The 12,527-nt window shown below is 73.3% G+C and carries 11 protein-coding genes and 2 pseudogenes; 6 read left to right on the forward strand and 7 right to left on the reverse strand.

The annotated features are described in order from the left end of the window. The first annotated feature begins 52 nt into the window (after nt 1-52). Nucleotides 53-1,006: a YafY family protein gene (locus E1165_RS13320; protein ID WP_132391267.1), complete on the forward strand. Its 954-nt coding sequence runs from the start codon at nt 53-55 to the stop codon at nt 1,004-1,006. 62 nt (nt 1,007-1,068) lie between these two features. Here the strand turns inward: E1165_RS13320 and E1165_RS13325 are convergent, their stop codons facing one another. Then, nucleotides 1,069-1,896: an NUDIX domain-containing protein gene (locus tag E1165_RS13325; protein ID WP_132391269.1), complete on the reverse strand. Its 828-nt coding sequence runs from the start codon at nt 1,894-1,896 to the stop codon at nt 1,069-1,071. A gap of 71 nt (nt 1,897-1,967) precedes the next feature. On the opposite strand from E1165_RS13325, the gene E1165_RS13330 reads away from it, so the two are divergent. After that, nucleotides 1,968-2,936, forward strand: coding sequence for a Gfo/Idh/MocA family protein (locus tag E1165_RS13330; protein WP_132391271.1), 969 nt, complete (start codon nt 1,968-1,970; stop codon nt 2,934-2,936). Nucleotides 2,937-3,042: 106 nt separating this feature from the next. Here E1165_RS13330 and E1165_RS13335 read toward each other — a convergent pair whose 3' ends face one another. From E1165_RS13335 to E1165_RS13350, 4 genes are all read right to left on the reverse strand, one after another. Further along, nucleotides 3,043-4,047 carry an inorganic phosphate transporter gene (locus E1165_RS13335; RefSeq protein WP_132391273.1) on the reverse strand — a complete coding sequence of 335 codons (1,005 nt, stop codon included), beginning with the start codon at nt 4,045-4,047 and terminating at the stop codon, nt 3,043-3,045. Nucleotides 4,048-4,052: 5 nt separating this feature from the next. Then, complete coding sequence (locus E1165_RS13340; protein ID WP_132391275.1) at nt 4,053-4,679, reverse strand: DUF47 domain-containing protein; 627 nt, start codon at nt 4,677-4,679, stop codon at nt 4,053-4,055. Between the two features lie 139 nt (nt 4,680-4,818). Then, nucleotides 4,819-5,814, reverse strand: coding sequence for a PPK2 family polyphosphate kinase (locus E1165_RS13345; RefSeq protein ID WP_243704740.1), 996 nt, complete (start codon nt 5,812-5,814; stop codon nt 4,819-4,821). Nucleotides 5,815-5,954: 140 nt separating this feature from the next. Further along, nucleotides 5,955-6,461, reverse strand: coding sequence for a DUF402 domain-containing protein (locus E1165_RS13350; protein ID WP_132391277.1), 507 nt, complete (start codon nt 6,459-6,461; stop codon nt 5,955-5,957). A gap of 136 nt (nt 6,462-6,597) precedes the next feature. Between E1165_RS13350 and E1165_RS30725 the strand changes: the two are divergent. Together E1165_RS30725 and E1165_RS30730 are read left to right on the forward strand one after the other, a co-directional pair. Next, a pseudogene (locus E1165_RS30725) lies at nt 6,598-7,956 on the forward strand (ATP-dependent DNA helicase); the annotation flags it as partial. A 114-nt stretch (nt 7,957-8,070) separates the two neighbouring features. Further along, nucleotides 8,071-8,757, forward strand: a pseudogene (locus tag E1165_RS30730) (ATP-dependent DNA helicase); the annotation flags it as partial. Between the two features lie 121 nt (nt 8,758-8,878). Here the strand turns inward: E1165_RS30730 and E1165_RS13360 are convergent. Continuing rightward, nucleotides 8,879-10,228, reverse strand: coding sequence for an AI-2E family transporter (locus tag E1165_RS13360; protein ID WP_371687338.1), 1,350 nt, complete (start codon nt 10,226-10,228; stop codon nt 8,879-8,881). 108 nt (nt 10,229-10,336) lie between these two features. On the opposite strand from E1165_RS13360, the gene E1165_RS13365 reads away from it, so the two are divergent. After that, nucleotides 10,337-10,684, forward strand: a complete 348-nt coding sequence (locus E1165_RS13365; protein ID WP_132391283.1) for a co-chaperone GroES — start codon at nt 10,337-10,339, stop codon at nt 10,682-10,684. Nucleotides 10,685-10,771: 87 nt separating this feature from the next. Next, a complete protein-coding gene (locus tag E1165_RS28960; protein ID WP_165945215.1) occupies nt 10,772-10,939 on the forward strand; it encodes a hypothetical protein in 168 nt (55 codons plus the stop codon). 43 nt (nt 10,940-10,982) lie between these two features. On the opposite strand, the gene E1165_RS13370 is transcribed toward E1165_RS28960, so the two are convergent. Further along, a complete protein-coding gene (locus E1165_RS13370; protein ID WP_132391293.1) occupies nt 10,983-12,464 on the reverse strand; it encodes a PrsW family intramembrane metalloprotease in 1,482 nt (493 codons plus the stop codon). Between the last annotated feature and the right edge of the window lie 63 nt (nt 12,465-12,527).

Here is a 12,527-nt window from a genome sequence, read left to right on the forward strand (position 1 = left end):
TAGAGATCGAATAGGAAGACTTTGTTCCTGATTCGCTGGCATGCTCGCAGGCATGTTGGAGACCTCGGCGCGGCTGCTGCGCCTGCTGTCGCTGTTGCAGACAGCCCGCGACTGGACCGGCCCCGAGCTGGCCGAACGGCTCAACGTCAGCACCCGTACCGTGCGCAACGACATCGACCGGCTGCGGAACCTGGGTTATCCGGTGCACGGCACCCGGGGCGCGGTGGGCGGCTACCGGCTCGGCGCCGGCGCGGCCCTGCCGCCGCTGCTGCTCGACGACGAGGAGGCGGTCGCGGTCGCCGTCGGGCTGCGTACCGCCGCCGGCGGCGTCGCGGGGATCGAGGAGACGTCCCTGCGGGCCCTGGCCAAGCTGGAACAGGTGCTGCCGGCCCGGCTGCGTCGCCGGGTAGCCGCGCTCGGCGCGTACACCGTGCGGGTGCCCCACGACGAGCCCGGCCCCACCGTGGACGCGGACACCCTCAGCCTGCTCAGCTCCGCCTGCCGCGACCGGGAACGGCTCCGCTTCGACTACGCCGGGCACGACGGCACCACCGGCCGGCGGGACGTCGAGCCGTACCGGCTGGTCACCTGGGGCCGGCGCTGGTATCTGGTCGCCTTCGACCCGCAGCGGGGCGACTGGCGGACCTTCCGGGTGGACCGGATCACCCCGCGCACCCCGACCGGCCCCCGCTTCACGCCCCGGGAACTGCCCGAGGACGTGGCGGACCGGATCCGGCGCGGGGTGTCGTCCGCCGCCTGGCGGCACCGGGCACGGATCCTCGTGCACGCCCCCGCCGAGGTGGTGACCGCCCGGATCAACCCGGCCGTCGGCACCGTCGAGCCGGTCGACTCCGCCCGCTGCCTGCTGCACACCGGCGCCGACCGGCTGGAGACGATCGCCGTCTGGCTCGGCATGCTCGACGCCGACGTCACCGTCCAGCACCCGCCCGAGCTGCGCGATCTGCTGCGCACGCTCGGCGAGCGTTACCTGCGTGGAGCCGGCTGACCGCCCTGGGCACGACCGCCGGCCGCCGCTGCCCCGAACGGGCGAGCGGCCCGGTACGCACATCAGGGCAGGACGAAGCGGGGTCCGTCGGCCCCGGAGTCGTCGAGGCGGGGGGTGACCGGGGTGGCGGCGTCGCGGCCGGCCGCCGCGCGGGCGACCCCCGCCAGGTCGCCGGCGGCGGCGACCTGGGCCAGGGTGACCAGGGTCGGCGGCAGCATGGCCAGCTCACCGGCCTCCGCCCGGGCCAGGGCGTCCGCCGGGCGGACCCACATCGTGTGGTCGGCCTCGCCGGAGACGTCCCGGGTCCGCTGACCCTCCGGCAGCAGGGCCAGGAAGAAGTACGTGTCGAAGCGGCGCGGCTCGAACTCGGGCGTGATCCAGCGGCTCCACGGCAGCAGCAGGTCGGACCGGAGCGTCAGGCGTCGGCCGGCCAGCAGGCCGGCGAAGCCCACCCGACGGGCCTCCAGATCCTGTCGGGCCGCCTCCCAGTCGTCGCCGCTGACATCGCCGACCACCGTCGCGACGTCGGGGCCGGCCAGCAGCACGCCGGCCTCCTCGAAGACCTCCCGCGCCGCCGCGCAGACCACCGCCTGGGCGGCCTCCGGCGGCAGTCCCAACCTGGCACCCCAGGCGGCCGGTCGCGGGCCGGCCCACTCCAGGTGTGCCTGCGAGTCGGAGCGGTCCACCCCGCCGCCGGGGAAGGCGTACACCCCGCCGAAGGTCATCGCGGCGGCCCGGCGGATGACGTACACCTCGAAGTCGGCACCGGTCGGACGCAGCAGCAGCACGGTGGCGGCGACCCGGGGCACCGCCGGGACGCCGCCCTCGGCGCGGAACCGGCGGGCGTGCTCCACCAGGGCGGGCGGTGCCGCGAAGCCGTCGATCGTCATCCCGCGAGCCTAGTTCCCGGCCCGTGGATGGCCCTCCCGCCCGTGCGGGGGCCCGGGATAGCGTGGCCGCCATGACGCGTTGGGGAATCCTGGCCACCGGAAACATCGCCGCCCGTTTCGCCGAGGACCTACGGCTGGTGCCCGGGGCCGAACTGGTCGCGGTCGGCTCGCGCACGCCGGAGAGCGCCGAACGGTTCGCCGCCCGGCACGAGATTCCCCGGTGGTACGGCACGTGGACCGCACTGGCGGCCGACGACGAGGTGGACGTGATCTACGTGGCCACCCCGCACGCCGCCCACTACGAGGCCACCCGGGTCTGCCTGGACGCCGGGCGGGCGGCGCTGGTGGAGAAGCCGTTCACCCTCGACCTGCCGACCACCACCGAGTTGGTCGAGACGGCCCGCGCCCGCGGGATCTTCCTGATGGAGGCCATGTGGATGCGGACCAACCCGCTCGTCCGGCGGGTGGTCGAGCTGGTGGGCGACGGGGCGATCGGTGAGCTGACCGGCGTCCGGGCCGACTTCGGGCTGGCCGGGCCGTTCCCACCGGAGCACCGGCTGCGGGCCCGGGCGCTGGGTGGCGGCGCACTGCTGGACCTCGGGGTCTACCCGGTGAGCCTGGCCCACCTGCTCTGCGGCGTGCCGCAGCATGTGCGAGCCTGGGCCAAGATCAGCCCGGAGGGCGTGGACGAGAACACCGGCATCGTCCTCGGTTACGACTCGGGCGCGGTCGCCACGCTGAGCTGCGGCCTGGTGGGTCCGTCGAGGGTGACCGCCTCGATCGTCGGCACCACCGGCCGGATCGACCTTCCGGAGCCGTTCTTCCGGCCCGGCGCGGCGGTGCTGCACCGGGCCGGGGCGGAGCCGGAGACCCTCCACGGTGAGCTGGTCGGCGGCGGCTACCAGGACGAGGCCGCCGAGGTGCAGCGCTGCCTGGCCGCGGGGCTGACCGAGAGCCCGCTGGTGCCGCACTCGGCGACGCTGGAGGTGATGGCGCTGCTGGACGGCATCCGGGAGCAGATCGGGGTCGACTACTCCTGACGGTGGTCGACCACCACGGCGACGTGCCCGCCCTGCGTGCGGCGCGGCCGCCGGGAACGCGGTGGGCCCCGCCACCGGACGGTGACGGGGCCCGTGCGGCGGCCGGTCAGCTGAACAGCGGACGGACCAGGAAGTACATCAGCGCGCCGATGGTGCCGGCGGCCGGGAAGGTCAGGATCCAGGCGCCGATGATGTTGCCGGCCACCCCCCACCGGACGGCGGAGAGCCGCTTGGTGGCGCCGACGCCCATGATCGCCGAGGTGATGGTGTGGGTGGTCGAGATCGGCGCGCCGAGCACCAGGGCGTTGAAGTAGAGCACCGAGCTGGCCACCGTCTCCGCCGCGAAGCCCTCCGGCGGCCCCAGGTCGATGATCTTCCGACCGAGCGTACGGATGATCCGCCAGCCACCGGCGTAGGTGCCGGCGGCGAGGACGGCGGCCGAGGTCCAGAACGCCCACTCGGGGATGAACGTCGGGTTGTTCTGGAAGCCGCCGACGTAGAGTGCGAGCACCACGATGCCGATGGTCTTGGCCGCGTCCTGCATGCCGTGACCGACGGACATGGCGGCGGCGGACGCGGTCTGCGCCCAGCGGAAGCCCCGGTTCAGCCTGCCCGGATGCCCCTTCCGGAAGATCCACTGCACGGCGATCATGACGATGTAGCCGAGCAGGAAACCGACCATCGGCGACAGCACCATCGGGATGACGACGCTCTCGCCGATGCCGCTCCACAACACCGTGCCGGAGGCGGCGATGGTAGAGCCGACCAGACCGCCGATCAGCGCGTGCGACGACGAGGACGGCAGACCGAAGTACCAGGTGATCAGGTTCCAGACGATCGCGCCGATGACACCGGCGAAGACGATGCCCAGGCTGGCCTGACCGGTGGGAAGCTTGACCAGACCGCTGCCGACGGTCTTGGCCACCTCGGCGCCGAAGTGGGCGCCGATGAAGTTGCCGACCGCCGCCATGGCCAGGGCCACCCGGGGTGTCAGGGCCCGGGTGGAGATGCTGGTCGCGATCGCGTTGGCGGCGTCGTGGAAGCCGTTGGTGTAGTCGAACACCAGGGCCACCCCGATCACCGCCAGCACGGCGATGAGTTCGGGAGTCACAGGAATCAGGACTCCTTGACCGCGATGGTCTCGACGGTGTTCGCCACGTGCTCGAAGGCGTCACAGGCGGCCTCCAGCTCGTCGGCCACCTCCTTCATCTTCAACACGGTCAACGCGTCGTACTCACCGGAGAAGAGGCGGACCAGCAGCATGCGGTACGCCTGGTCGCCGTCGTTCTCCAGCCGGTTGCACTCGATCCAGTAGTCCTCGAGGTCCTTCATCGACCGCAGTCGGGGCATGGCTTCGGCGGTCAGCTTCGCCTGCTGGTCGAGGACGTTGACCATCTCGTGCATCTCGCGGGGCAGCGAGGGGAGCTTGGTCAGGCCGTAGAGGTAGAGCAGGTTGCCGACCGCCTCCAGGTGGTCCATCACGTCGTCGAGCAGCGAACCGAGCCGGTAGATGTCCTCCCGGTCGAACGGCGTGATGAAGGTCGAGTTGATCTTCTTGTACAGCTCGTGGGTGATCTGGTCGCTGTCGTGCTCGACCTCGGTCAACCGCTCGCTCACCGACTGCACCTCGACGTCGGGCAGCGCCAGCTCGTTGAGCAGAGTGGTGCCCTTCACCAGGTTCTGCGCGGCCCTGGTGAAGAGCTCGTAGAAGGCGCCCTCGTTCGGGCGGAAGGAAAACTTCACAGCACGGACCTCGTCGTGTTGGTGGAAGGGTGGCCACACCCCAGGGGCGTCTGCTCCGGGAATGCTAGGTACCCCGCTGATCCCGGTATCAGCCGGCCCACCCCCGGTCAGGCTCGATTCACTGGTCGTTTACCTTCCGTTAACCTTGCTCCGCTTCACCCCGTCGCGACGGCTCACCGCTCCGCAGCCGCCGAAGCTCCCGCTCGACGTCGAAACCCGCAGCCGGATACCCGAGATGCAGGGCGGCGAACGTCTCCGACAGCAGGTGGGCCAGCGCCCAGTCCCGGTACCACTTACGGTCCGCCGGGACCACGAACCACGGGGCGTCGGCCGTGCCGCACCGGCCCAGCGCCTCGGCGTACGCGGCCCGGTAGTCGTCCCAGTGGGCCCGCGCGTCGAGATCGCCCGGGTCGTACTTCCAGTGCTTCGTCGGGTCGGTCAGCCGCTCCGCCAACCGCTCCCCCTGCTCCGCGTGGGAGATGTGCAGCATCACCTTGACCAGGGTTACCCCGGCGTCGACCAGTTCCCGCTCGAAGGTGTTGATCTCGTCGTACCGGGCTCGCCAGGTGGCCTCCGGCACCAGTCGGTCGACCCGGGCCACCAGCACGTCCTCGTAGTGGGACCGGTTGAAGACACCGACGTACCCGGGCGGCGGCAGGGCCCGCCGGATCCGCCACAGGAAGTCGTGTCGCAACTCCTCCCCGGTCGGCGGGCCGAATGAGCGGATGTGCAGGCCGAGCGGGTTCATCGCCCCCGCCACCCGCTTCACCGCGCCGTCCTTGCCGCCACAGTCCATCGCCTGGAGCACCAGCAGCAGCCGCCCCGGCCGGTCCCCGCCCAGGTGCCCGCCGGCCGCCGCCGGGGCGCTCGCCGGCGCGCCCGGGCCGGCCGCGGCCTTGGCGGTGGCGAAGAGCATCTCCTGCTGCCGTCCCAGTCCGACGCCGACCAGCTCCACCTGCTCGCGCGCCCACGCCTTGCGGTCGTGGCCGCGACCCGCCACCGCGGGCAGGCCGGGAGTGGACCGGGGGTCGATCGCTCCCAGGTCCACCGGCGCGCCCGTCGAGGAGACCCGCAGCAGTTCCCGCATCGTGCTTCCCGTCGGCGGGACGATCTGCGATCCGTCGAGCGTTCCCATCCCCCGATCCTCACCCACGCCGCCGGTCCCCGCCTCCCGAGCGACCCCGTCCGACGTGCTGCCGCTCGCGGACGGCGGACGGCGCTTCCCCTCGGTCCGCCGACCGTCGGGACGCGGACGAGTCAGCCGGTGAGCCCCGCTCAGACCACCAGGGCCAGCCACTTGCGGTACGACGTGCTGAACGGCTCGCTGCCGTCGCCCAGTGCGCCGAGCAGCCAGCGGGCCGCCGCCTCCGCCTCGGCGACCAGATCCGCCGGATAGCCGAACCGCTCCCGGTGCTCGGCGAACTCGTCCTCGTCACGGAGTTCCACGAGGCCGGTGGCCCGGCGGCGCACCACGTCCAGGTCCAGGTCGACCAGGTGGACCGTGTCGTCGCCCTCCCAACGCGCCGGGGTGGTGATGTCGCAGTAGACCTCGCTGGTGCGCGGCGGCGGGTTGAACATCCCCGTCCACCAGGCGTGGTGCGGCACGAGCAACACGAACGGGATCTGCTCGACCGACGGACGGCCGTGGTAGACCGACTCGGTGCCGGCCGGCACGCCCAGCCAGACGCCGAGGTCGTCCTCGGTCAGCCGGCGGGCCGGGTAGTCGCGGTGGGCGCTGCCGTCGTACTTGCGGTAGATCACACGGACCACATCGCTCGGCATGGTCGCACCCTAGCCGATTCCGCCCGACCGTCGCTGCGGGGAAGTTACCGGACACGTGGGGTGTGATTCCATGCCGTTGCCATCCCGCCCGGGCGTCGGCCCGGCCCCTGTCGGGGCCGGCGGGTACCGTCGCACGGTGACCCCGCCCCACACCGCCACCGGCACCGCCACCCCGTCGGCCCGCGGCCGGCGTCGGGGGGCCAGACCCAGCGCGAGCGAGCTGCTGGCCGCGGCCGTGGGCGCGGTCCCCGGCGGCGCGGCCCGGCCCGGCCAGCAGCAGATGACCGAGGCGATCGAGCGGTCCGTCGCCGCCGGTGAGCACCTGCTGGTCCAGGCCGGCACCGGCACCGGCAAGTCGCTGGCGTACCTCGCCCCGGCGTTGACCGTGGACGGTCCGGTGGTGGTCTCCACCGCCACCCTGGCGTTGCAGTCCCAACTCGTCGAGCACGACCTGCCCCGACTCGCCGACGCCGTCGAGCCGCTACTCGGTCGCCGGCCCACCTTCGCCGTGCTCAAGGGAAGACACCACTACCTCTGCCTGGCCCGGCTCGACAACTCCAACGAGGACGAGCCGGAGGACACCCTCTTCGACGCGCCCGCCGCCCGTCCGGGCGGCGGCACGAAGTGGCTCGGCGAGGCCGGTCGGCTCGGCAAGCAGATCCAGCGGCTGCGCGACTGGGCGGACGAGACCCCCACCGGCGACCGGGACGAACTGGACCCGGGCGTGGACGACCAGGCCTGGCGGCTGGTCTCCATGCCGGCACGAGAGTGCGTCGGGGCCACCCGCTGCCCGTTCGGCCAGGAGTGCTTCGCCGAGGCCTCCCGGGCACGGGCCCGCGAGGCCGACATCGTGGTCACCAACCACAGCCTGCTCGCGGTCGACATGCTGGCCGACCGGCACATCGTGCCGCCGCACAAGCTGCTGATCATCGACGAGGCGCACGAGCTGGCCGACCGGGTCTCCTCCGCCTCCCAGGCCGAGCTGGTCCCGGAGCTGATCGACCGGTCGGCCCGCCGGGCCCGGCCGCTGCTCAAGCCGGATGTCGCCGACCGGCTCACCGAGGCCGGCGACGCACTCGCCGTCGGGCTGGCCGAGGTGCCGGCCGGGCGGCTCACCGCCGGACTGCCGGCCCCGCTCCGCGAGGCGTGCACGCTGCTCGACGCGGCGACCCGGGCCGCGCTGGACGCGATCGGCGACGTCAAGGCGGACGACCCCGACCCGGTCCGCAAGCAGCAGGCCAAGGCGGTGCTGGACGAGCTCTCCACCACCGCGCAACGACTGCTGGAGGAGGCCGACCACGACGTCGCCTGGGTGGAGAAGCCGGAGAACGGCAACCGGCGGGCGCTGGTGGTCGCGCCGCTGTCGGTCGCCGGCACCCTCGCCACCCACCTGTACGAGGAGCGCACCGTCGTCGCCACCTCCGCCACCCTGACCCTGGGCGGCCGGTTCGACACGGTGGCCCGGGCCCTCGGGCTGGACGCTCCCCCGCCCGCCCCGCCGACGCCGGCCGCCGCCGCGCTCGCCGCCAACACCGCCCGTGGCAACGCGGTGGGCCCCGCCATCCCGGTGGCCGCCGCGCCGGGCAGCCGGGCCGCCACCGGCACCGTCCCGGCCACCGAGGGACCCGGCTGGCGCTCGCTGGACGTCGGTTCCCCGTTCGACTACGCCCGTCAGGGCATCCTCTACGTCGCCGCGCACCTGCCCCGCCCGAGCGTGTCCGGGCTGCCCGACCTGGCCGGCGAGGAGCTGCTGGCGCTGGTCGGCGCGCTCGGTGGGCGTACCCTCGGGCTCTTCTCGTCGCGACGGGCCGCGCAGCAGGCCGCGGAGCTGGTCCGGGCGCGGACCGACCTGCCGGTGCTGCTCCAGGGCGAGGAGGCGCTGCCGCTGCTGGTCCGCCGGTTCCGGGAGGAGCGGTCGAGCTGCCTGTTCGGGGTGATGTCGCTCTGGCAGGGGGTGGACGTGCCGGGCGACTCCTGCCAGCTCGTGGTGATCGACCGGCTGCCCTTCCCCCGCCCCGACGAGCCGCTCGCGGCGGCCCGGGCGGCGGCGGTGGACGCCAGCGGCGGCTCCGGTTTCTCGGCGGTCAGCGTGCCGATCGCGGCGGTCCGGCTGGCACAGGGAGTCGGCCGGCTGATCCGGTCCACCGGCGACCGGGGTGTGGTCGCGGTGCTCGACTCGCGGCTGGAGACCGCGCGGGGCTACGGGCCGTTCCTGCGCCGTTCGCTGCCCCCGTTCTGGTACACGACCCGTCCCGAGGTGGCCCTCGGCGCGCTCGAACGCCTGGCCAAGGCCTGAGCGGGCGGCGACACCGCGTCCGGGCGGCGCGGTCGGACGTGGCCGTCGGCGCGGCGCGGGATGCCGCGAACGGCGCCGTCCCCCGTGCCGGACGACCCAGAACGACGCGCACGGCGGTCGGTCAGGGCGCCTGGGAGGCGACCACCACGGCGTCCGGTGGCGTGTCCGGCACGGAACGGGCGGCCAGCCGGCGGACCGCGGTGTTGAGCACCGCGATCAGCGGCACCGCGACCAGCGCGCCGGTGATGCCCGCCAGTACCACGCCGGCCGCGATCCCGATGATCACCGCGAGCGGGTGGATCGCCACCGCCCGTCCCATGATCAGCGGCTGGAGCACGTGCCCCTCGACCTGCTGCACACCGATCACCGCGCCCAGGATGATCAGCGCGGTCACCGGGCCGCTGTCGACGAGCGCCACCAGCACCGCCACCCCGCCGGAGAGCGTCGCCCCGACGATCGGGATGAACGCGCCCAGGAACACCAGCGCCGCCAGCGGGAACGCGAACGGCACGTCGAAGATGACCAGGAAGATACCGATCCCGACCGCGTCGATGAAGGCGACCAGCACGGTGGCCCGGACGTACGCGCCGAGCGTGGCCCAGGAGGCCCGGCCCGCGTCGTCGACCTTCCACCGGGCCGCCACCGGCAGCAACCGGACCAGGAAACGCCAGATGTTGTTGCCGTCCCGCAGGAAGAAGAAGGTGGCGAAGAGCACCAGGATGGCCCCGGTCAGCACCTCGGCCAGCGTGGTCGCGGTGGAGAGCGCGCCGCTGGTGAACCGCTCGGTGTTCGCGTTCACCCACGCCTGACCCTCGTCGATGTACCGGTCTAGCTGGTTGTCCGACAGGTGCAGTGGGCCGGTCTTCAGCCAGTTCTGGATCTGCCGTACGCCCTGCGACGACTTCTCGCTCAGCTCCGGCACGCCCTGGATGAACTCGTTCACCACCAGGGTGAGCGTGCCGACCACCGCGGCCAGACCGCCGACCAGCACCACCCCGGTCGCCAGAGACCTCGGGAAACGCGCCCTGAGCAGCCAGCCCACGGCCGGCGCGAGCAACGCGGAGAGCAGCAGCGCGACCGCCAGCGGAATGATCACGATGCTGATCGTCCCGACGATCTTGAGCAGCGCCCAGGCCACCACACCGATCACGATCAGCCGCCAGGACCAGGCGGCGGCGATCCGCAGCGCGTGCGGCACGTCGGCGTCGTCCCGGCTGGTCGTCGAGTTGTGCGCCGCGGCGGAGGGCCCGGCGTCGACGACGGTGGCCGACAGCGGCGCCACCGGCCCGGGCGACCCGGGCGAGGCAACCGGGGACTCCGCCGGCACTCCGGCCTCGTCGGTGCGTCCGCCGCGCACCGACTCCCGGCCCGACTCGTACGCGCGGCGGAGCCGGGCGCGTACCCGCTCGAAGCGGCTCAAGCGCACCTCCTGGGAAGAAACCGGATCGCCTTCCGACGACAGTCCGGACAGGGTACGTCCGACATCCGTCACCGTATGTCAGTTCCGCCACACATTGCCCGGGCCGACTCGGCTCGACCACGAGACAACCGTCACCCGGGCACGCGGTAGCGTCTTCGCGTGAACGCCGACCAGAATCTCGACTCCGGCCTGCCGATCCGCCTGCTGCACGACCGCGTGCTGGTGCGGATGGAGGGCAGTGAGGGTGAGCGCCGCTCCACCGCCGGCATCGTGATCCCGGCCACCGCCGCCATGGGCAAGCGGTTGGCCTGGGCCACCGCGGTGGGCGTCGGCCCGCACGTCCGCTCGATCGTCTCCGGGGACCGGGTGCTCTTCGACCCGGACGACCGGTCGGAGGTGGAACTGCACGGCCGCGGGTACGTGCTGCTGCGGGAGCGGGACGTGCACGCCGTCGCCGCCGAGCGGGTGGAGCACGAGCCCACCGGCAACACCGGCCTCTACCTGTAGCCGCCCGTCGCCCCACCGCCCGGGCCCGGCCGTTTGTGCCGCTTCCCGGCGGGAAGCCAGGCGCATCCAGCGCCCTGGGGAGGGACGATGCCGGTATTCGTGAAGAAGCTGCTGCTCTGGGGCGGCGTCGCCTTCCTGATCTACTTCATGGCGTTCCGGCCCGACGGCGCGGCGCAGATGTTCAAGGCGATCGGGGCGGGGTTGATGGTGATGGCCCAGGGGCTCGGCGACTTCCTGACCAGCCTGATGACCTGAGCCCCCGGCCGTTCCCCACCGGCCGGCCTCACGTCACGCCGGCTCAGGGCCGGCCGGACCGCCAGGGCGCGACCGGACCCGGGCCGTACCAGCCGGGCGGGCCGTGACCGGCCGGGTACGCCGGGGCCGGCGGGGCCAGCACCACCGGGATCGGCACCACCGGCGAGTCCGGGGCCTCGACGGGACGCTGCGACCCGTCGGGGAAACGCAGGTGGTAGCGCTGCCCGTCCCAGATCCCGACCGGGGCCTGTGGATCCCGTCCCACGAAGAACGACCGGTAGGCGCTGATCGCCTCCAGCAACTGCCGCTCCTCCCGGGCGGTGCGCTCACGGTCGGTTACCTTGCGGTCGAGCCCTCGGCGCATGCCGTCACGTAGCAGCGCCAGCCGGGTGGCGGCGAACTGGTAACCGCGCATCGCCCGCAGGCCGGGCTCGCCGGCGACGCGGCGGGCCCAGACCCGGGCCGCGTGCCGCCGGCCCAGGCTGCCCAGCGCGGCCACCTCCGGCGGGGTGAGCCAGCCGGCCCGGACGTAGTCCGGCAGGACCCGCTCGGTGAGCCGCCCCTCCCAGGCGCGCAGCCACACCGCGAAGCCGACCATGCCGAAGAAGATCGGCACCATCAGCGCGACGATGCCGAAGAAGAAGATCGCCGCCTGGCCGGTGGCCTGCACCAGCGACGGCAGCAGGTTCCAGGTGCCGTGCAGGATCATCGCCAGCAGCAGGCCCGCCGCCGGGGCGAGGACCCGCACCCGCCGGTCGGCGGTACGGGCGGCGATGCCCAGCCCCACACCGGTCATCGAGGTGAAGAGCGGATGGGCGAAGCCGAAGAACAGGATCCGGGTGATGAAGATGACGATGACGTTGCGGACGCCGGTGGCCGGGCCCCACTCGTCGACGCCCGAGGCGTAGCCGAGACCGCCCAGGTAGAGGATGTTCTCCACCATGGCGAAGCCGACCGCGGAGAGACCGCAGTAGACCAGTCCGTCGGTGATGCCGGACCACTCGCGGCGGCGGAAGACCAGCAGCAGGATCGGGCCGAGCGCCTTGGTCAGCTCCTCGATGAACGGGGCGACCAGCACCGCGGTCAGCGCCGAGGGCAGCTCCCACCGCTCGAAGAGCCGGGCGCCGGCGTTGTTGACGGTCAGCGACGCCGCGGTGGAGACGAACGCCCCCCAGGCGAAGCAGAAGACCAGGTACTTCAGCGGCTCCGGTTCGTACCGGTCGAGCCAGAGGAAGCAGGCCACCAGGACCGGCACCGGCAGGATCGCGGCGGCGACCCCGACCAGCAGCGCGTCCAGGCCGAGGTTGGCGCCCAGCGTGTAGAGCATGTAGACGGCGCAGGCGGCGATCAGCAGCACCACCCCGGTCAGCACCAGGATCCGTCGCCAGCCCAGCCGGCGCGGTGGCATCCGGAGCGGGGCGTCCGGCGGCGGGACGGCGGGCACGGACGGCGGCACGGGCCAGCCGGGCGGGGTGACGGCCATGCCGCCAGCGTAGCCACCCCCGACTTGCGGAGCCGGGCGCATCGAGGTGGTGGTGGCCGCCGCCGGTGGGCCGGTGCTCACCCCAGCGGCGGGGCGGTGGGGGGC

The sequence above is a fragment of the Micromonospora sp. KC723 genome (assembly GCF_004348595.1).
GTDB lineage: Bacteria > Actinomycetota > Actinomycetes > Mycobacteriales > Micromonosporaceae > Micromonospora.